Origin of the sequence: Mucilaginibacter sp. (assembly GCF_039925265.1) — a bacterium.
In the GTDB taxonomy this organism is placed as follows: domain Bacteria; phylum Bacteroidota; class Bacteroidia; order Sphingobacteriales; family Sphingobacteriaceae; genus Mucilaginibacter.
This window is the reverse complement of record NZ_JBDSZG010000007.1, coordinates 19,818-39,939: the sequence shown is the minus strand read 5'-3', so window position 1 is coordinate 39,939 and position 20,122 is coordinate 19,818. Positions and strand designations below refer to the sequence as shown.

Here is a 20,122-nt window from a genome sequence, read left to right as displayed (position 1 = left end):
TGCAAAGATTTGACAAATTTAAAAAGTTGTAAGCCTGATTCCCTGGGCAGTTATTGCCCCTGGCTTTGGTTAATCAAAGCGGCAAACTTGGTACTGTAATCTTTTAACTGAGCGGCAGTTTTATCAGCCCACGCTTTTTGGTTAAAGTTTTCAGATAGGATTTGCATATTGTTAAGTAAGTAAAGCCCTATTTGTACACTCCGTCTGTCTATCTGGCTTTCATCCTGCTGATATACCTTGTAATTAAAGCTAAGCTCGTTTATAACGTAATCGTCAATCGTTTTTACCGTCTTGGTAGCCAATTCGGTTTCCCCTGCCTTAAAAAAGCTTTTTGCTATGTCAAATTGGGGTAAGGCCAATTCTGGAGATGTTATTTTCTCCGGCATATTGTCGCGATATTTTTTTAAGGTGTTTTTGGCCAGGTCTACATGCCCTTCTGTTACCAAAGCATCAGACAAGCGGGAGAACATACGGGTAATAACCGGCTCAAACAGCGTGGTAGAAGTATTATCCAGGTTTTTAGCGGTTTTAAGATTGCCGTATTTAAACTTGTTTACCACGTTATTGTACATAATTAAGGTGTTGTTTGCCTCTAATCCCTGCGCGGTGCTGTCAGGTTTTAAAGGCATTAAGCGGTAGCAAAAACCTTCGCTGTACATATATTTATCAAGACCGAGCATGTATTCGTTGCCGGCGGTTACGGTAAAGTATATCGGGCGTTTCCAATTGTTGTGTGCAAGGATATCCATAATGGCCAGGTTATCCTTGGTTACGTATTTGCCGGGGTAGGTAAAATCAAGCTCGCTTGCAATTTTATCTTTTTCGCCTGCAGCCACCGCGCCATTTTTAATAACCTCATCGGTATTAATGGTCATTTTAAAGTTCTTGGTTGGCAGGTAGTTCGCGCTTTCGCCGTTCTCGTAAGTAACCTTGGTTTGCGGGTCATCAGAGGTTAAAAAGTCGAACAGTTCCTTCAGCTCAAATGCGCCCGCAATCTTGGCATCGTTGTAATAAATTACGTCGCGCACGCCTGTTTTAAACTTATCGTTGCTCATGGTAATAGGCAAGGGCGCCGAATCGTTCATCTTTTGCTTCATCTGGCGGATATACCAATCGGTGCCCAGCAGGCTCAGGTTTACAATACGTACATCCGGGCGAACGCCTTCCACTTCCTGTATATACCAAAGCGGGTAGGTGTCGTTATCGGCAAAACAAAACAAAATTGCGTTTGGTGCGCAGGAGTTGAGGTAGTTGTAAGCCATATCGTGCGGGGTAAGCTTGGTAGAACGGTCGTGATCGTCCCATTCCTGGCTGGCCATTAACACCGGCGCGGCTAATAAGCATACTACGCTGGCAATAATAGCGCTGTTTTTGCCATTTTTTAGTGCCTTGCTAATCAGCTCGGCTATCATCAGCACACCCAGGCCTATCCAAATGGCAAAGGCGTAGAATGAACCCGCGTAAGCATAATCACGCTCGCGTGGCTGTAAAGGGTCCTGGTTAAGGTAAAGCACGATGGCCAAACCGGTGAAGAAGAACAATACCACTACCACACCTGCATCGCGCTGATTGCGTTTAAAGTGGTATATCAATCCCAGAATACCGATGATAAGCGGAAGGAAATACAGCCTGTTATAAGCATTGCTTTCTGTAACTGAAGCAGGCAGATCCTTGCCAAAGTTTAGTCCGCTTAGCCAGCTACCGTCGATAGTGTTGTTTTGGCCATCCAGGTCGTTAGCGCGACCGGCAAAGTTCCATAGGAAGTAACGTGTATACATCTGGCTCACCTGCCAGGTAGCAAAAAAGCCCAGGTTGGTAGCCATGGTCGGCTGGTCCTGCGGACCCATTTTCATCCAGTCGCGGTAAAATTCCGGGTGGTTTTGCTTTTGGCTAAACATGCGCGGAAATAAGGTGTTTCGGTCGTAAGTAGTGATGAGTTTTTTACCGGCAACCTCGTATTTGGTAGCGCCGCGGCGGTATAGGGTAGCCCCATCGGTCTGGTCGGTAGCTTTCGAATCGAAGAACTCGCCGTATAACAATGGCGTATCGCCGTACTGGTCGCGGTTAAGGTAGCTATTGAGGGCAAATGCATCCTGCGGATCGCTGTTGTTTAAGTTGGTACCCGCCTTGGCGCGGATAACGATCATCACAAACGAGCTGTACCCAAACAAAATGAATACCGCGCAAATAAGGATGCGGTTAAGCGCGACTGGTTTTTCGCGCACTTTTAAAGCATATTCCAGCGCAGCCAACACAACGGCAGCGCCAATAAAACCAGCGATGCCCGCGCTGAACGTCATCAATAATATAAAGGCTATTGCTGCTACTATAATAAAGGTGTTCTTTTGGTTAACGGTGTAATAGATGCCCGCCGCCAGTGTAACAGCTACCAACAGGAAGAACACGATAGCGCCGCTGCCGAAACCCATGTTAAGGGTGTTTACGAAGAACAGATCGGAGAAGGCCGCGCCTTTCACCGTAAACTGGATAACACCCCAGAGGATAACCGCTACGGTGATAACACCGAGAACGAAAGTCCAAACGGTGCCGCCGGTGCTAACTGCTTTAGCGCGTTTAAAGTAAATAATAAGCGCTATTGCCGGGATAACCAGCAAGTTTAATAAGTGGATACCGATGGAGAGGCCCATTACGTAGGCGATAAAGATGATCCATTTATCGGCATGGGGCTCATCGGCGTGAGCTTCCCATTTTAATATCGCCCAAAAAACAATGGCGGTACAAAGTGACGACTGCGCATAAACTTCCGACTCGACAGCCGAAAACCAGAAGGTATCAGAAAAGGTATAAGTTAAAGCCCCAACAAGGCCCGAGCCGATGATGAGTATGAGGTTGGTTATGCTAAGTTCTTCGCCCGCTTTTACCAGCATTTTTTTAGCCAGGGCGGTAATGGTCCAAAACAGGAACATGATGGTAGCCGCGCTGGCCAGTGCCGAGGAAAGGTTGGTGAAATAAGCCACCTTGTTTCTATCGCCCATAGAGAGCAGCGAGAATACTTTACCTATCATGGTAAATAACGGTGCACCGGGTTGGTGGGCCACTTCAAGGCGGTAAATACAGGCAATAAACTCGCCGCAATCCCAAAAACTGGTAGAGGGCTCCAGCGTTAAAGTGTAGGTTATGGCGGCTATAAAGAAGGTTGCCCAGCCAAAAATATTGTTGTACTTGTTATAGTTCATAGCTTAACGTGCTGTATGATCAGGTTTTTGAAGAGTCGAAAGTAGTAAAAGTATTAGGCTTTTTAATCGAAATAGCTAATGATTAACACTTTTTAACGATTGGCAGGGGCGTGTTTAGCTGTTTAAAATACTTTTTTAAATTTTGCTTTTGAGTTCCGAAAAATCGTCCTATATTTGCATTCCTTTTCGGAGCGGATAACGCGACGTAGGAGATTGCCTGATAGTATAATGGTAGTACGACGGTTTTTGGTACCGTTTGTCTAGGTTCGAATCCTGGTCGGGCAACATTAAGATTTCGGATTTCGAATTTTCAATTTCGGATTTATATCTGAAGGGAAATTAGAAATCCGAAGTTTTTTATACAGGTTGCTAAGTTTACCGGGTATCGGCGAGGAGTAACATCCGAGATCGAACATCCGACATCCCAAATCAAAAGATGCCTTTACAGTTTAATACAGTTAAGCTATTTGCAGGTTCCGGTTCAATGGACCTGTCGAAACACATCGCTGCATCTTATGGACAGGAACTTGGCGACGTTGTTTTATCGCGTTTCAGCGATGGCGAATTTCAACCACACTTTAACGAATCTATCCGCGGCTGCGATGTATTTTTAATACAAAGCACCAACCAGCCTACCGATAACCTGATGGAACTGCTGATGATGATTGATGCCGCCCGCCGTGCATCTGCCCATTACATCATCGCGGTTATCCCTTACTTCGGTTTGGCCAGGCAGGACAGGAAAGATAAACCACGTGTAGCCATCGGTTCAAAACTGGTAGCGAATTTATTGGTAGCAGCAGGCATTAACCGCATCATGACGATGGACCTGCACGCAGCGCAGATCCAGGCGTTTTTTGATGTACCGGTAGATCACCTGGATGCCTCCATCATATTTGTGCCGTACATTAAAAGCCTTGGCTTGGGTAACCTTACCATCGCGTCGCCGGATATGGGTGGCTCGTACAGGGCACGCAGCTTTGCCAAATTCTTTAATGCTGAGGTGGTAATTTGCGATAAACGCCGTAAACGCGCCAACGAAATTGAGAGCATGACCATTATCGGTGATGTAACCGACCAGGACATTGTACTGATAGACGATATATGCGATACGGCAGGTACGCTTGCAAAAGCTGCCGGCTTAATTATGGAACGTGGTGCACGCAGTGTACGCGCGGTTTGTACCCATCCGGTATTATCCGGCAAGGCGTACGAAACTATCGAAGCATCGGCATTAACCGAGCTGATAGTGACCGATACCATACCGTTGAAACACAGCAGCCCTAAAATAAGGGTACTTACTACTGCCGAGCTGTTTGCAAAAGCAATAAGCAACGTAAACGAACATGGCTCGATAAGCCAGCTGTTTAGGGTAGATTAATAAAGAGTGTATAGTTCATGGTTGATGGTTCGTAGCCGGAACGGTGAATGATAAAAGAGATTTAAAATATCCTCTTCAAAGCCCCTCTCCAGAGGAGAGGGGTTGGGGTGAGGCTTAACAAACAATTAAATAAATAATAATGAAATCATTTGCTATTAGCGGTTCTCCAAGAGAGAACGTAGGGAAACGTGACGCTAAAGAACTGCGCTACCAAGGTTTGGTGCCTGCAGTGCTTTACGGTGGGGCTACCCAAACCCACTTTTCTGTGTCCGCAGCTGATTTGAGGAACGTAGTTTATACTCCGGTTGTTCATTTCATCGACATTACTGTAGACGGTGTTACTTCACAGGCTATCATTAAAGATATGCAGTTCCACCCTTTAACAGAACAACTTATCCACATCGACTTTTTGTTGTTAGATGAGAAAAAACCTATCACTATCGAGATCCCTGTAAAATTAACAGGTACTTCTCCGGGCGTAAAGGTGGGTGGTAAATTGGTACAGAAACTACGCAAACTGCGTGTTAAAGCTTTACCTAAAGACCACTTAGATAACATCGAAGTGAGCATCAGTGCATTAGAAGTTGGTAAATCAGTAAAAGTTAGCGAGATCAGTTTGCCAAACTTAGCTATCACCAACGCGCAGGAAGACACCATTGTATCGGTAACTACTTCACGTGCATTGCGCCAGGCAGAACAAGAAGCTGCTTCAGGTAAAAAATAAGCCCCCTAACCCCCTGAAGGGGGAACAATGGAGTATTAAAACAGCGATAAGGTAACTTATCGCTGTTTTTGTATAAAAGCAATATCTTCGCGTCAAAATAAGCAAATCAAAAGTTCCCCCTTCAGGGGACGGAGGGGGTATGAAATATTTAATAGTTGGTTTAGGAAACATTGGGCCGGAGTATGCCGATACGAGGCATAACATCGGCTTTATGGTGTTGGATGAACTGGTGAAACAAGAAAAGGAAAAGTTTTATAGTATGCGCCACGCGTATTATGCCGAAGTGCCTTACAAAGGCCGCATGCTGCACCTCATTAAGCCAACCACCTACATGAACCTGAGCGGCAAGGCCCTTAATCACTGGATGAAGGAACTGAAGATACCCGTTGAGCATGTACTGGTGATTGTTGATGACATTGCACTGCCGCTGGGCACGCTGCGCCTTAAACCCAAAGGCAGCGCCGCCGGGCATAACGGCTTAAAGCATATCGAAGCTACCTTAGGCAATAACGAATACGCGCGCCTGCGTTTTGGTGTTGGCGATAACTACCCCAAAGGCCGCCAGGTGGACTACGTGCTAAGCGGTTTTGATAAGGAAGAACAACCGGAACTCCCCGCGCTGATCGATCGCTCCATCGAGATGGTAAAAAGTTTTGCCACCATTGGTACCGAACTGACGATGACGAAGTTTAATAAGTAGAAAGTGGGGATAGTGCGATCCCTGTAAAACAAATACGGGGCGTTCCGATGGAACCGTTGTTATGCAGCTGGTTTCAACCGGTGAACAAATAATCAGCACTGACAATATGTTGACACCATTCATGTATTTGCAATTAACTTATTATGAGTTATTTGTATTTGTTCACGATGTTCACGTGTGTGGCGTGAACGGTTGGGGCTATCATCCGTGAACCAAAAACCTCTATAAACAAGTAAACCCCTTCGTCGCACGACGCATAATTAAGGTACGGGCACATCTGCAATTCCCGTAGGAGAGAATTAAAGAAATCCAAATCCTGCCAACAGTAATATCTTTGTTACCTAATTTCTTAGTTTAAATACCGTGAAAAACGCCTTTTAACTGCAACGAAACGTACTTTTGTGCGTCTTATTCCAAAACTATTACATGAGAAAACTTTTATTGGCAGCATTTGGCTGTTTCCTTTGTGCGGTATCTTTTGCGCAAACCAGTCAGCCAACTATTACGGTTAAAGGTATCGTTATCGATTCGGCGGTGAACAAGCCCTTAGGTTATGTAACCATTGCGCTAAGCGATATCGCCACAAACGCTCCTGTAAAAAGCTCTCTCAGTAAAGACGACGGCTCATTCGAGTTCGGCAACCTCCCCGCAAAGGCTTATAAACTTTCCTTAATATCAGTAGGGTATAAAACCAATGTTATCGAGCTTAAGAGCGCAGGCACCGTTAACTTGGGCAGGCTTATGATGGCGCCTTCGAGCCACCAGTTAAAAGAAGTATCGGTAACGGCCGACAGGCCGCTGATGAAACAAGAGGTAGACCGCCTGAGTTACGACGTACTGGCCGACCCGGAAAGCAAAACCCTTACCGCCCTGGATATGATCCGTAAGGTGCCCCTGCTTTCAGTAGATGCAAACGACGCCATTAAACTCCGAGGCAGCGGCAATTATAAAATCTTGCTGAACGGTAAGGAATCGGCTATTATGGCGCGCAATCCCTCGGATATTTTGAAAGCGATGCCCGGTGCCAATATTATAAAAATAGAAGTGATCACCACGCCGCCGGCCAAGTATGATGCGGAAGGACTGGCCGGTATCATCAATATCATCACCAAAAAAAATGCCGATCAGGGATATAATGTGGGGATCAATTCCAACTACAATACCGCCTATGGAGCGCGTGCCAACCTGAATTTTACCGTAAAACAGGGCAAGTTTGGCCTAAGCGGTTTCACCGGCACCGGTAAACGCCCCGAACGCAGCACCGCCTTTTTCAACCAGACGGATTTTTTGCAGCAGCCATCGTCAATCACGCAAAACGGTACAAGGTTCAATGGCGGTACCAATAACTATGTAAGTACCGAACTGAGTTTTGAAGCGGATAGCTTGAATTTGCTCACAGGCTCTTTCAATTACTACAATAATGCCAACACAACAGGTAGCAACCAGCTTACGCAGCAGCTGGATAATGGCGTAGAAACCGATTTTACCACAATCAACATGGGGAACGGCAATTTTGAAGGAAAAGATTTTGGCCTGAACTACCAGCTTGGTTTTAAAGGTAATAAAGACAGGTTACTTACCGCTTCCTACAAATTCAGCGATAATGGTAACAACACCCTGAATACGGTTGACCCTGGCAATACAAATAAATATCGCCAGTTCAACAGTTCGGGTGCTAAAGAGCATACTACGCAGTTGGATTATATCCATCCGTTAAAAGCAATTACTATTGAGGCGGGTGGTAAACTGATAGACCGAAAGAACTATAGTAATTTCCGCACCAACCTGTACGATGCCGTATCGAAGGAGTACCTGCCCGATGCCACGCAGGACAATGTTTTTGATTACCGCCAGGATGTTTATAGCCTCTACAATTCATACACGCTGAAATTCACCAAATGGACCTTCAAAAGCGGCGTGCGGTACGAGCGTACCAATATTGATGCTAATTTCTCTTCGTCACAAACCACGCTCGATCAAAATTTCACCAATGTGGTGCCCTCGTTATCTATTCAGCGCAGCCTAAAAAGCAGCAGCCTTACTTTTGGTTTTACCCAGCGCATCCAGCGCCCGGGTATTTTTCAGCTGAACCCCTTTGTGGATAGGAGCAACCCTAATTATATTACCACCGGTAACCCCGATTTGCGCCCCGCCGTTAACAATAACTTTGAGCTGAGCTACGGTAATTTCGCGAAAGGCTCGGTTAATATCAGCACCAGTTATTCCTTCGCCAATAATACTATACAACAACTGGCCAGCGTAAACGGCACTGTTACCACTACCACTTATGCCAACGTGGGTAAAAACAAACAACTGGGCGTCGACCTCAGTTTGAACTACCCACTCACCAAAAAACTGAACCTTAATGTTAACGCCGAGCTGCTGCACATTTGGCTGGAAGGCTTTTACAGCAATCAATTGTTTAAAAACCGCGGTTACCAGGGGCATGTGTTTACCAACAGCAGTTATAAGTTTGATAACGGGTACCGCATAGGCCTTAACGTAGGCTTCGATAGCCGTTATGTATTGCTGCAGGGTACCGATAATTATTACCTGGGCTATGGTGCCAACGCGTCAAAGGAACTCTTTAATAAAAAAGCCAGCATATTTGTGTACACCAACGGGCCTTTCAAACAATTTATTAAGCTCGATTTCTCTACCCGCACGCAGGATTTTATCACCTCATCCTATAATTACCAGCTCTTCCGCACGTTTGGCATCGGCTTTAATTATAAATTCGGTAAGTTGAACAGCGAGCTTAAAAAGAACAAGCGCGGTATCAATAACGACGATACCAGCGGAGGCGGCAGGAATTAAATGCCACCACTGTATCAAACTCGTTACCTAAAATTTAGTTAAATAATACCATCCGGTGCAACGCAAGGCCGCTCGCCTGCGTCTTGTGAAGCAAAACTATTATAATGAAACTATTTTTATTCGCGGCTATCGCTTGTTTCTTTTGTACACTATCCTTTGGGCAAGCTACAAATACCATAATGGTACAAGGTGTTGTTATCGATTCGGCTGTAAACAAACCATTGGGATATGCCACCATTGCCCTAACCGATGCGGCAACCAACGCGCCTGTAAAAAGTACGCTGAGTAAAGATGATGGTACATTTTCGTTCGCCAATTTGCCCGCGAAGGCCTATAAGCTGTCCCTTATCTCCATGGGTTACCGTACTAAAACCATCGATATAAAAGGTGACGTGAACGCGGTTCTCGGTAAGTTATTAATAGCCCCCGGCAGCAAACAATTAAAGGAAGTGGCCATAACGGCCGCACGCCCCTTAATGAAACAAGAGGTAGACCGCATTAGCTATGATGTGCTGGCAGACCCGGAAAGCAAAGCCATTTCCGCACTGGATATGATGCGTAAGGTGCCTATGTTGTCGGTAGATGCGGACGATAAGATCCAACTGAAAGGCAGCGGAAATTATAAGATCCTTATCAACGGTAAGGAATCGGCATTGATGGCTAAAAGCCCTTCAGACGTGCTGAAGGCAATGCCTGCAACCAATATCGAAAAGATTGAGGTGATCACCACCCCGCCTGCCAAATACGATGCAGAGGGACTTGCCGGTATCATCAACATCATCACCAAAAAAAATGGCGACCAGGGCTACAACGGTAGCTTAAACTCGCGCATCAACAGCGTATTTGGGCCGGCAATAAATATCAACGGTACTATGAAACAGGGCAAATTTGGCTTGTCGCTCTTCGGCGGTGTAGGCAGCAACGGGCATAATACCAATCCGTTCAGCACCTCGCAAACGCAGTTCGCGCAAAATACCACCATCCTGCAAAACGGCGACAATACCTTCGGCGGGCACTTTAAATACGCCAATGCCGAACTGAGCTACGAGATAGATTCATTGAACCTCATCACCGGCTCGTACCAGTTGTTCCAGGGCGATTTCGACCAGAACAGCAGTCAGCTCTCGACACAAACAAACGGAGCAGGCGTGTTGACGCAAGGCTACAATTTGTTAAGCACAGGTATTAACCACGATAAAGGAATGGACCTGAGTCTGAACTACCAGCTCAGCTTTAAAAAACACAAAGATGAATTGCTTACCCTGAGTTATAAATACAGCTACGGCCCCGGCAGAAACAATGCCGATAACATATTCAGCAACCGTTTTAACTATCCGGAGAGCCTGCAGCCCAACTATCGCCAGTACAACGAGGCCGGTAACCGCGAACACACCTTTCAACTTGACTACGCCTACCCGGTAAAAAAAATAAGCATAGAGGCTGGCGCAAAGGCTATTCTCCGTAATAACTTCAGCGATTTCCGTCGCGAGGATTTCGACCCGGTTACCAGCGCTTATGTGGTGAACGAAAACCAAACCAATATATTTAACTATCACCAGGATGTGTACAGCTTTTACAACTCTTACCAGCTAAAGTTCACCAAGTTTACCGCCAAATTTGGGGCGAGGCTGGAGCGTACCCAGGTGAATGCCGATTTCTCGGGCACACCGCTGGATAAGGGTTACAGCAATCTTATCCCATCCATTTCGGTACAGCGCAGCTTTAGTAAAAGCAGCATGAGCCTGGGCTTTACCCAGCGCATCCAGCGCCCGGGCATCTATCAGCTGAACCCGTTTATTGATAGGAGTAACCCCAAATTCATTAACACCGGTAACCCTGATTTAAAACCCGAATTGAACAACACTTTCGAGTTTACCTACAGTAATTTTTCTAAAGGTTCTATCAATGCCAGCCTAAGCTATGCATTTTCCAATAACTCTATCCAGAACGTTACCAGTATCAATATAGAGAACGCCGGCACCGCCAACCCCGATACCGTTACCACCACCACTTACCAGAATTTGGGCAGTAACCAAACACTGGGTTTAAACCTCAACAGCAACTATCAGCTCAGTAAAAAGATCTCGTTTAGCTTAAACGCGCGCATCAGTCACGTTTGGTTGAAAGGCACCTACAATGGTCAGTTTTACAAAAACGACGGCTTCACAGGTAACGTATTCACCAACCTGGGTTACAAATTTGCCGAAGGCTACCGCTTTGGTATTGACGCGGGATATTTTAGCAGCAATGTTTTGCTGCAGGGCAAAAATGGAAGCGGGATATTCTCATCATACGTATTGGGCAAAGAGTTTTTCAAGAAAGCGTTCACCGTATCGCTGGTGGCTAATAATCCTTATGCTAAGTTCCGCACGTTCAAGTCGTACACCAACACACCCGATTTTGAGCAATCGTCGTTCTTCAGTAACCGTTACCGCAGTTTAGCCATCCGCTTAAACTACAAATTCGGCAAGCTGAACGCTAATATTAAAAAGAACCAAAGAGGGATCAATAATGATGATACCCCGGGGAAGAGCGCACCATCGAATTAGCAGACATTTGTCTGAATCAGGATTTACAGAATTTTAGAATTTTCAGAATGATAAAAGCAAGATGACTAACTACGATTAGCAGACCAGCTTACCTATAAATTCTGCTCATTCTAAAATTCTGTAAATTCTGATTCAGAAACCTACCTTTACCCCTATGAAAGTTTACGGCATCACCAATTGCAATACGGTAAAAAAAGCACTCGACTGGCTTAAAGCCAATAACGTTCCTTACGAGTTTCAGGATTTTAAAAAACTGGGCGTAAGCGCCGAAAAACTACAGGAATGGGATGCCAAAGCCGGCTACGAAAAATTCCTGAACAAACAAGGCACCACCTACAAACAACTGGACCCCGAAGTGAAAGACAGCATCAAAACCAAAGAAGATGCCCTTGCCCTGCTGCAGCAAAAAACCAGCATGATCAAACGCCCCGTGATAGAAAAGGACGGCTTTTTGTTTTTTGGGTTTGATGAAGGGGTATATAGTAAGGAGTTGTTGTAAGCGCGAATATCCCGGTTGCGATTTTTCGGCTGAAGCCAGGAGTTTGTTGTGGTAATCCGTCCCATAAATGGGACGGCAATATTAATTGTATTCCCCAACATTGCCGTTGGCTTTAGCCAACGGATAGCAAAGAAAAAAAATTGGCTTTAGCCACAAACATCTACGCAAAATGCGCCTTCATCACTTTAGCATAATCGGCCAGGGCAACTGCCGGATCACCCAATTCCGGGTGCCATAGTTTTTCCCATTCGAAGCTGTAATAGCCTGCGTAGCCGCCCTTGGCCAGCGCATCTATCGCCTCAAAAATGGGCACATCGCCCTGCCCTAAAAGCACATATTTCGGCTCGGCGCCGGTAACTACTTTGGCATCTTTTATATGCGTATGCCTGATGTAAGGATGTAAAGTTTTGTAGGCTTCAGCAGGTGCCTCGCGGGTTACCGACCACATATTCACCACGTCCCAAATCAGCCCGGCGTTGGGGTGCGTGGCAGCCTTCATCACCATTTCCAGGTCGCTTATTTTCACCAGGTCGCCGTGCGATTCTAACAGGATGCTCACCTTGCTGCCTTTGGCATGTTCGGCCAGTTCCAATAAACCTTTTGTGATCAGGTCCATCGTAGCGGCTTTATTCTGCCCTTTGGGGATAATATTGGGGAAGGCGCGCACAAAAGGGCAATCCAGATGCTGTGCCAGGTCGATAAAGCGCTTGCCTTCATCCAAATTTTTAATCCTCTCGGGCCCTTCCGTAAAATGTAGGGTGGCTGATGAGCCAAGATCAACAAAGCGCAGGTCTTTGTCTTTCATCAGTTGCTTGGTATCCTTCCGGCTTTGTTCAGTAGCAAATTCTTTAACCTTGGTCAGATCCATTTCGCGCAGAATGCCCCGTAGTTCCAGGCCGGTATAGCCATGCTGGGCAGCAAAATCTATAATTTGGGTGAAAGTCCAATCCGGGCAGCCCAGGCTGGAGAACGACAAATGCGGCGTATATTTTTTTGACGTGAAAGAGGACGAAACAACCGCGCCTGCTACCAGCAGCGATGAGGTTTGCAAAAAATGACGGCGCGAATATGGTTGTAGCATAGGTACAGGGAAATAATTGGTTAAGCATTGCCGTAGGACATGGCAGTTATATAATTAAAGGTAGGTAGAAATTGTGGTTTTGGTATGGTGAATCTATCTGAATCTTGATTTACGTGTTTTAAGAATTTCTTGATTTTGAGTCCGACAGCCCCAACGAAGCCCAAAAAAACCGGCATCAGGAACGTTCGGGTAGTACAGGCATTGAATTACCACTAACTTTCACAGAAGGTAACGTGGCCGGCAGTTTCTTTTGGTTACTTTTCTTTGCTGTCAAAGAAAAGTGACATCCACAGGCTGAACAATGATTACTACCTCACCTAACGAAGCACTAAAGAACCCTCGCCTACTCAATATCCATTAAAGCATCCCCTGCATCTGTACCAATCATCCCGTGTTTTGTATAAATCCCCCTGGCTAAGCCGCCATACCTTTGTTATCAACAAATAACAAAACACAACATGTCAAAAATAATTTTAATTACCGGTGCCTCACGTGGCTTTGGTAAAATTTGGGCAAAGGCCCTTTTAAAACGTGGCGATAAAGTTGCTGCAACTGCCCGCAACACCGAAAGCCTTAACGACCTGGTAGCCGAATTTGGCGATGCCGTTTTACCTATCCAACTGGATGTTACCGACAGGCTGGCCAGCCTTGCTGCCGTAAATAAAGCGAAAGAACATTTTGGCCGTATAGATGTGCTCATCAACAATGCAGGGTTTGGCTTATTTGGTGCTATAGAAGAAACAACCGAAGAGCAGGCACGCCAGCAAATGGAAACCAATTTCTTCGGGCTGCTTTGGGTAACACAGGCGGTGCTGCCAATTATGCGCGAGCAAAAAAGCGGGCACATTATCCAGGTATCCAGCATCCTTGGTTTGGTAACCCTACCTGTACTGGGCCTTTACAATGCATCCAAATACGCGGTAAATGGTTTAAGCGAAACCCTGGCAGCAGAGGTAAAAGGCTTTGGCATTAATGTAAGCTTAATTGAGCCAAACGGTTTTTCTACCGATTGGTCGGGCGCTTCGGCCGCGCAAACAGAGGCTATTGAAATTTACGCGCCCGTTAGGCAGGCCTTTGCAGAAGCTGCTACGCCGGATGGCTGGGGTAATCCCGATGCTACTGCCGATGCCGTACTCGCCTTAATAGATAGCCAGAACCCACCGTTGCACTTCTTGTTGGGCAAGGTAGCTTATCCGTTTATCACCAGTGTTTATGCCGACCGCATTGCGCAGTTTGATGAGTGGAAAGAAGTTTCTGCCGCGGCACACGGTCATTAATACATCATTTAATACTTTACGCCACAAGCTGCACCATCAAATTGTGTAGCTTGTGGTTTATTAATTTATACCGGCCATGAAGCACTATAAAAACTTAACCGAACTGCACCGCGAGAACGGCTTCCCCGCACCCGAGAATCCGCTTTTCAGCGCTTATCATTGCAACCAAAGCTGCGCCATTGGCAACCGCGAGTTCACCAGCGATTTTTATATGATCGGGTTTAAAAAGATCAAGTCGGGCGTAGTGCTGTATGGCCGCACCCGGTACGATCATGAGGCCGGTTCCATGATGTTTTTTAAGCCCCGCCAGGTTATCGAAATGAAGAACCTCGAGTTTGAGGAAGACGGTTTCCTGATGTTTATTCATGAGGACTACCTCAACGGCCACCCGCTGCATGCCGACATCAAAAAGTACCACTACTTCGATTACGAAACAAACGAGGCGTTGCACCTCTCGCCCCGCGAAGAAAAAACCACCTGGGAGCTGTACAACATCATCGAAGCCGAGTACAACAACAACCAGGACGAATACAGCCGCGAAATTATCCTCGCCAATGTAGATACCATGCTCAAATACGCTCAGCGTTTTTACAAAAGGCAGTTCATCAACCGCGCCGAGATCTCCGGCAAAACCGTTACCCGCTTTAACCAGGAGATCAGCAAGTACGCCTCCGCCGGGCTGCTGGGCGTAAAGGGGCTACCCTCGGTACACGATATGGCCGGGCGCCTCAACATATCGCCCGGTTACCTTACCGATGTATTGAAACAGGAAAGCGGCAAAACCGCGCTGGAGCATATCCACATTTACCTCATCTCCGAGGCCAAAAACCGATTGCTGGGCGAAGACCTGTCGGTATCAGAAATTGCCTACGAATTAGGTTTCGAGAACCTGTCGTACTTTTCCCGCCTCTTCAAAAAAGAGGTAGGTATCAGCCCTAATACGTTTAAAAAGCAGATGCTGAATTGATGTGCCCGGTGAGGCTGTAGAAACACATGCACCTGCAACCACTTAGCATATTGCTCTTAGCTTAATAAATTAAGATGATCAAGCGTGACAAGGGTTAACATAGCTTAACACAATTCGAATTTTATAAAAATAAATATTTGATAATCAATTAGTTATATTTTTACAGGGTTAACATAAATTTAAGTATATTTTTTTTCTTATTGGTTAATACCTCGGGGTTTCTCCGCCCGGTCGGGTGTCCGCGCCTGGTTGTAGGTAATTTGTAAGCGTCTACGCTTAATTTACTCTTTTGCAATTCATCCGGTAGCGGAAGAAAAACCGGCCATATACAACGCACACCCCGCACACCCTTAACATTTTAGTAACTTCCTCATTACAACCAGGCAATAAATTTAATCAGTAATTCATAATTACTATACTTGCATAATATTATAAATACTGATTTTATTATGAGATTTAACCTGATAGCCGGCTGCGCGCTGGCGATGATGGCCGTTGGCAGCGCCGCGCAGGCACAGCAAACACCGCCAAGCCCCCCGGTTTCTAACTACAACTACCACGATGCCTTTGCGCCTTTGTTCTATACCAAAAACGGCAGTGAGTTCCGCGCGGCGGATGGCCAGCCGGGCCCAAAATACTGGCAAAACCGTGCCGACTACCAGTTAGCCGCCCACCTGGACGACCAGACTAACGAAATTACCGGTACAGAACTGCTTACCTATACCAACAATAGCCCACAGAGCCTTGGCTTTTTGTGGATGCAGCTGGATCAGAACCTGTTTAAGGCAGATTCGCGCGGTACTGCTATCATCCCGCCAAGCGGAAGCCGTAACGGTGGCCGCGGCCAAATGCCCGATGGTGGGTATAAGATCAAGTCGGTAAAAGTTGCTGGCGTGGATGTAAAATACGCTATCAACGATACCCGGATGCAGATCTTCCTGCCCGAATCGGTAAAGCCAAACGGCGGCGTAATAAAATTGAACATTGAGTATTCGTACATCGCGCCAGAGTATGGTTCGGACCGTACCGGTATCCTGAATACCAAAAATGGGAAGATATATACCATTGCCCAATGGTACCCGCGCATGTATGTGTATGATGATATCATGGGCTGGAACGCCCTGCCATATACTGGCCCAAGCGAGTTTTACCTGGAATACGGCGATTTCGACCTGAGCATTACCGCCCCTGCAAACCACATTGTGGTAGCATCTGGCGAGTTGCAAAACCCAACAGAAGTTTATACCGCTGAGCAGCAAAAACGCTGGGTAGCAGCTGAGAAAAGCGAAACAACCGTTATGATCCGCTCTGCGGATGAGGTTACCAGCGCCGCATCGCGCCCGGCAGGTAAAAAAGAACTGACCTGGAAATTCAAGATCAAAAACGCACGTGATGTATCATGGGCATCATCAGCGGCATTTATTGTGGATGCTGCCAAAATGGATCTCCCAAGCGGCAAAAAATCTATCGCTATCTCTGCCTACCCGGTAGAAAGCAATGGTAACGATGCCTGGGGCCGATCTACGGAATACGTTAAAAAATCTGTGGAGTATAACTCAAAAAAATGGTTTGAATACCCTTACCCGGCTGCTACCGCCGTTGCCGGTAATGTTGGTGGTATGGAGTATCCCGGTATTGTATTTTGTGGCTACCGCGCTAAAAAAGGCCAGCTTTGGGGTGTTAACGACCACGAGTTCGGCCACACCTGGTTCCCGATGATCGTTGGCTCAAACGAGCGCCTTTACGGCTGGATGGACGAAGGTTTTAATACTTTCATCAATACCCTGTCATCTGCAGATTTTAACAAAGGCGAGTACGCACCGCGTAAAATTGATATGCAACGTACCAGTGCTACCATCACCAACCCAACACTGGAGCCTGTATTAAGCAACCCGGAGAATTTGAAAGAAGCCAACAACGGCATATTGCTATACTTTAAACCTGGTATGGGCTTAACTATGCTGCGCGAGCAGATCTTAGGCCCAGAGCGTTTCGACTTCGCCTTCCGTACATATATAGCACGCTGGGCATTTAAACACCCAACCCCGGATGATTTCTTCCGCACCATGGAAAATGCGTCGGGAGAAAGCCTGCAATGGTTTTGGAGAGGCTGGTTTGTAAACAACTGGCGTTTGGATGTTGCTGTGAACGATGTGAAATACGTGAACGGCGACCCGGCTAAAGGTGCTTACATTACCGTTACCAATATGGAAAAAATGGCTTTGCCAACCCCATTGGAGATAAAATTCAAAAGCGGTAAAGTTGAGCGTATAAAATTACCGGTAGAAATATGGGAACGTAATAACAGCTTTGTAGTAAGATATGCTTCTACAGAAGAAATAGAATCGGTTACCTACGACCCTGATAAAGTAATGCCGGACTTTAACCCGGATAACAATGTCTGGAAAAAGTAATAAACAACACAAGCCCGGTTAACAGCCGGGTTTTTTGTTTGCTTAACTGTTAAAAATGCAAACCTTTACTGCCATAAGCAAGTTAAACACTTATACACCCGCCGCCATGAAAAAAATATTTGCCGTTATAACAGTTATTTTGCTTGCGACCGGCCTTGCCAGCGCACAGGAGGTTTTAAAAGGAACGGTTTATGAGAACGGCACCAATGTAAAACTCGACAACGTATTCATCCGCGATAACAATAATAAGCAGATAACGCTGACCGATAAAAACGGCGATTTCAGTATCAAAGCGGCTACCGGGCATATCCTCATTTTTACGTCGCCCGGCTATAACCCGGATACACTGTACCTGATAGATCTTCGCCCTAAGAAAGTAATGCTGAGTCCGCAATTTATTGCGCTGAACCAGGTGAATGTACGGTCTACCCGCCTTGCGTTCGATCCAAGGAAAGAATACCCCGATGTTTATCAAAAGAGTAAAGTGTACGCTTTTTCGCCATCTACCTGGTTTAGTAAAGAGGGGAAGGATGCTCGCCGGTTAAAGAAATTCTTTCAGCGCGAGGCACAGGAGCGGCATGTGGATGAAGTATTCAGTAAAGCTTATGTGGGCAGTTTAGTGCCGCTAAAAGGGCAGGACCTGGAGAATTTTATCACGCTATACCGCCCAACCTACGCCTTCCTGCGCAGCAATAATGCCGAATCGTTAGTGGCGTATGTTAGTGATAGCTACAAGAAATTCCAGGCGCTGCCGGCGGATAGACGCACGCTGCAGCCGCTTACTACTCCGTAAATAACCTTAGCTGTACAAGCGGCAGCAAAATGTAAAACGTGGTGCCCTGTTTTTCTACACTGCTGAACCAGATGCGGCCGCCCTGCAGTTCGGTATAATCCTTACATAAAACCAACCCAAGGCCTGTGCCCTGCTCGTTTTGGGTGCCGTGGGTGGATGTGGTATTCATCGAGAATATATCAGCCTGCCGACTTAGCGGGATTCCCTGCCCGTTATCAGCTATCGAAATAAGGCAATTATTGCCTTCGGCTACAGCCTTTAGTTCTACATGGCCGCCGTTTTGGGTGAATTTCACCGCGTTATTCAGCAAATTCCTGATCACTATCTGCAACATATCCGGGTCGGCTCGTACGGTGACGGTTTGGTCGGCAGTGGCGGTGAGCGTGATGTCCTTTTTGATGGCAATGGTTTGGAACAGTTCGGTAGTTTCCTGCAAGTACGAGCTTAGCTGCACCGCCTGCAAATGCGCGCTTGTGCCGTCCATCTGGTTTTTGGCCCATTTTAGCAGATTGGTTAACAGGTCCTGCGTTTTGCCAATGGTTTCTACCAGGTTCTTCTCCATTTCGGCGCGCTCATGGGCGTCTATAGTTACTTCAGACATTACGCTGAAATATTGCTGCACCGATGCCAGCGGCGTACGCAGGTCATGCGCTATGATAGAGAATAGCTTAACCTTTTCGGCATTCAGCAATTCAAGCGCAAGAGCTTTCTCGTCGGCCAGGTTTTTTTGACGCGTGTAGCTTTGCCGTATGGCAGCAGTGCCTACGTATAATAATATAACTGTAACCAGGTACGATACTATATTATCGGCAAACTGCTCACCGCGTGTTTCGTAATGTTTTTTAATAACATCGGGGTTTATATATTCTGTTATAATAACAGATACCACCACCAATACATTAAAGCCCAGCAGAAAGGGCCAGAGTTTTTTATGCGATACCGACATCAGTATAAATAACGACGCGGCGAAAAGCAGGAGGGTAGCGCCCGTTATACCATCGTTGTAATAATAGCCAAAGCCTTTAATAACGTTAACCTCAACCGCCGAGAGGATCACAGCAAGCTGCAGTTTGTTTTTGCTGCGCGAGAGGTAATAAAAAAAGCTCTGCGTAAGCAGCACGCCAAAGGCCAGCGCTGCCGAAACATACATATGTATGAAGATATTGAAGAATACTTCAAATACCAGTATGAGCAGCACAAAAAAGGAAAACGTATGGAATATTCTGCTTTCGAGCGAGAACTTTTGCGGGTCGCCGATGACGATAGCACGGTACCTTTTTAAACGATGGATAACAGCAGGGGACATTTAGATTTAGGGTTCAATAGTTGCTCAAATTTATAATAACAAACGGGATTTGGATGGAGATTTTAGGGGGTAAAATAATTTAAAATATTGTATTTCAGATTTTAAAACAAATTGCTACCTTTGACGTCCCTGAAAGGAGGTATTTGGGATTATGATCATTATCAACGTAAAAGACGGCGAATCATTAGATAAAGCATTAAAACGCTTCAAAAAGAAATTTGAGAAAACAGGTGTATTAAGAGAACTGCGCAGTCGCCAGGCTTTCGAAAAGAAATCTATTACTCGCAGGCACGAAATTAAGCATGCCATCTACAAGCAGAATATGAATATAGAAACTGTTTAATTTTTTCTACGGAAAGAATTTTAAACATTTTCTTGTCAACATAAAAAAACTATTTGTACATTTCAATTCTTGAG

14 protein-coding genes and 1 tRNA gene are annotated in these 20,122 nt (G+C 45.9%); 12 read left to right on the top strand and 3 right to left on the bottom strand.

Annotated features, from left to right (window positions below; all coding sequences use genetic code 11):
• Nucleotides 1-50 precede the first annotated feature (50 nt).
• Nucleotides 51-3,197 (bottom strand): DUF2723 domain-containing protein, encoded by a 3,147-nt coding sequence (locus tag ABIX36_RS01430; RefSeq protein WP_348080375.1) that lies wholly within the window; start codon nucleotides 3,195-3,197, stop codon nucleotides 51-53.
• A 214-nt stretch (nucleotides 3,198-3,411) separates the two neighbouring features.
• Here ABIX36_RS01430 and ABIX36_RS01425 point away from each other — a divergent pair.
• From ABIX36_RS01425 to ABIX36_RS01395, 7 genes are all read left to right on the top strand, one after another.
• A tRNA-Gln gene (locus ABIX36_RS01425) sits at nucleotides 3,412-3,482 on the top strand.
• A 151-nt stretch (nucleotides 3,483-3,633) separates the two neighbouring features.
• Nucleotides 3,634-4,578 (top strand): ribose-phosphate pyrophosphokinase, encoded by a 945-nt coding sequence (locus ABIX36_RS01420; RefSeq protein WP_348080374.1) that lies wholly within the window; start codon nucleotides 3,634-3,636, stop codon nucleotides 4,576-4,578.
• Between the two features lie 139 nt (nucleotides 4,579-4,717).
• Complete coding sequence (locus ABIX36_RS01415; RefSeq protein ID WP_348080373.1) at nucleotides 4,718-5,302, top strand: 50S ribosomal protein L25/general stress protein Ctc; 585 nt, start codon at nucleotides 4,718-4,720, stop codon at nucleotides 5,300-5,302.
• A gap of 139 nt (nucleotides 5,303-5,441) precedes the next feature.
• Nucleotides 5,442-6,002, top strand: a complete 561-nt coding sequence (gene pth, locus ABIX36_RS01410; protein WP_348080372.1) for an aminoacyl-tRNA hydrolase — start codon at nucleotides 5,442-5,444, stop codon at nucleotides 6,000-6,002.
• Nucleotides 6,003-6,428: 426 nt separating this feature from the next.
• On the top strand, nucleotides 6,429-8,819 hold the full coding sequence (locus tag ABIX36_RS01405) for a TonB-dependent receptor (RefSeq protein WP_348080371.1): 2,391 nt from the start codon (nucleotides 6,429-6,431) through the stop codon (nucleotides 8,817-8,819).
• Nucleotides 8,820-8,923: 104 nt separating this feature from the next.
• Nucleotides 8,924-11,368, top strand: coding sequence for an outer membrane beta-barrel protein (locus ABIX36_RS01400; protein WP_348080370.1), 2,445 nt, complete (start codon nucleotides 8,924-8,926; stop codon nucleotides 11,366-11,368).
• Between the two features lie 154 nt (nucleotides 11,369-11,522).
• Nucleotides 11,523-11,867: a Spx/MgsR family RNA polymerase-binding regulatory protein gene (locus ABIX36_RS01395; protein WP_348080369.1), complete on the top strand. Its 345-nt coding sequence runs from the start codon at nucleotides 11,523-11,525 to the stop codon at nucleotides 11,865-11,867.
• 160 nt (nucleotides 11,868-12,027) lie between these two features.
• Here ABIX36_RS01395 and ABIX36_RS01390 read toward each other — a convergent pair whose 3' ends face one another.
• Nucleotides 12,028-12,948: a sugar phosphate isomerase/epimerase family protein gene (locus ABIX36_RS01390; protein WP_348080368.1), complete on the bottom strand. Its 921-nt coding sequence runs from the start codon at nucleotides 12,946-12,948 to the stop codon at nucleotides 12,028-12,030.
• Between the two features lie 458 nt (nucleotides 12,949-13,406).
• Between ABIX36_RS01390 and ABIX36_RS01385 the strand changes: the two genes are divergently transcribed.
• The 4 genes from ABIX36_RS01385 (at nucleotide 13,407) to ABIX36_RS01370 (ending at nucleotide 18,399) form a co-directional block, all read left to right on the top strand.
• A complete protein-coding gene (locus tag ABIX36_RS01385; RefSeq protein ID WP_348080367.1) occupies nucleotides 13,407-14,225 on the top strand; it encodes an SDR family NAD(P)-dependent oxidoreductase in 819 nt (272 codons plus the stop codon).
• A 76-nt stretch (nucleotides 14,226-14,301) separates the two neighbouring features.
• Nucleotides 14,302-15,192 (top strand): AraC family transcriptional regulator, encoded by an 891-nt coding sequence (locus ABIX36_RS01380; protein WP_348080366.1) that lies wholly within the window; start codon nucleotides 14,302-14,304, stop codon nucleotides 15,190-15,192.
• Between the two features lie 449 nt (nucleotides 15,193-15,641).
• On the top strand, nucleotides 15,642-17,606 hold the full coding sequence (locus ABIX36_RS01375; protein ID WP_348080365.1) for a M1 family metallopeptidase: 1,965 nt from the start codon (nucleotides 15,642-15,644) through the stop codon (nucleotides 17,604-17,606).
• Between the two features lie 55 nt (nucleotides 17,607-17,661).
• Nucleotides 17,662-18,399 (top strand): hypothetical protein, encoded by a 738-nt coding sequence (locus tag ABIX36_RS01370; protein WP_348080364.1) that lies wholly within the window; start codon nucleotides 17,662-17,664, stop codon nucleotides 18,397-18,399.
• Here the strand turns inward: ABIX36_RS01370 and ABIX36_RS01365 are convergent.
• The gene (locus ABIX36_RS01365; protein ID WP_348080363.1) at nucleotides 18,389-19,705 is read right to left on the bottom strand and encodes a HAMP domain-containing sensor histidine kinase; all 1,317 of its coding nucleotides are present in this window, start codon (nucleotides 19,703-19,705) and stop codon (nucleotides 18,389-18,391) included. The genes ABIX36_RS01370 and ABIX36_RS01365 overlap by 11 nt on opposite strands.
• Nucleotides 19,706-19,856: 151 nt before the next feature.
• Between ABIX36_RS01365 and rpsU the strand changes: the two genes are divergently transcribed.
• A complete protein-coding gene (gene rpsU, locus ABIX36_RS01360; RefSeq protein ID WP_128531938.1) occupies nucleotides 19,857-20,048 on the top strand; it encodes a 30S ribosomal protein S21 in 192 nt (63 codons plus the stop codon).
• The last annotated feature ends 74 nt before the right edge of the window (nucleotides 20,049-20,122 follow it).

Excerpts from the sequence above, each read along its gene's own strand:
- ABIX36_RS01430 (WP_348080375.1), bottom strand. The coding sequence starts at position 3,197 with ATGAACTATAACAAGTACAACAATATTTTTGGCTGGGCAACCTTCTTT.
- ABIX36_RS01420 (WP_348080374.1), top strand. The coding sequence starts at position 3,634 with ATGCCTTTACAGTTTAATACAGTTAAGCTATTTGCAGGTTCCGGTTCA.
- ABIX36_RS01415 (WP_348080373.1), top strand. The coding sequence starts at position 4,718 with ATGAAATCATTTGCTATTAGCGGTTCTCCAAGAGAGAACGTAGGGAAA.
- pth (WP_348080372.1), top strand. The coding sequence starts at position 5,442 with ATGAAATATTTAATAGTTGGTTTAGGAAACATTGGGCCGGAGTATGCC.
- ABIX36_RS01405 (WP_348080371.1), top strand. The coding sequence starts at position 6,429 with ATGAGAAAACTTTTATTGGCAGCATTTGGCTGTTTCCTTTGTGCGGTA.
- ABIX36_RS01400 (WP_348080370.1), top strand. The coding sequence starts at position 8,924 with ATGAAACTATTTTTATTCGCGGCTATCGCTTGTTTCTTTTGTACACTA.
- ABIX36_RS01395 (WP_348080369.1), top strand. The coding sequence starts at position 11,523 with ATGAAAGTTTACGGCATCACCAATTGCAATACGGTAAAAAAAGCACTC.
- ABIX36_RS01390 (WP_348080368.1), bottom strand. The coding sequence starts at position 12,948 with ATGCTACAACCATATTCGCGCCGTCATTTTTTGCAAACCTCATCGCTG.
- ABIX36_RS01385 (WP_348080367.1), top strand. The coding sequence starts at position 13,407 with ATGTCAAAAATAATTTTAATTACCGGTGCCTCACGTGGCTTTGGTAAA.
- ABIX36_RS01380 (WP_348080366.1), top strand. The coding sequence starts at position 14,302 with ATGAAGCACTATAAAAACTTAACCGAACTGCACCGCGAGAACGGCTTC.
- ABIX36_RS01375 (WP_348080365.1), top strand. The coding sequence starts at position 15,642 with ATGAGATTTAACCTGATAGCCGGCTGCGCGCTGGCGATGATGGCCGTT.
- ABIX36_RS01370 (WP_348080364.1), top strand. The coding sequence starts at position 17,662 with ATGCAAACCTTTACTGCCATAAGCAAGTTAAACACTTATACACCCGCC.
- ABIX36_RS01365 (WP_348080363.1), bottom strand. The coding sequence starts at position 19,705 with ATGTCCCCTGCTGTTATCCATCGTTTAAAAAGGTACCGTGCTATCGTC.
- rpsU (WP_128531938.1), top strand. The coding sequence starts at position 19,857 with ATGATCATTATCAACGTAAAAGACGGCGAATCATTAGATAAAGCATTA.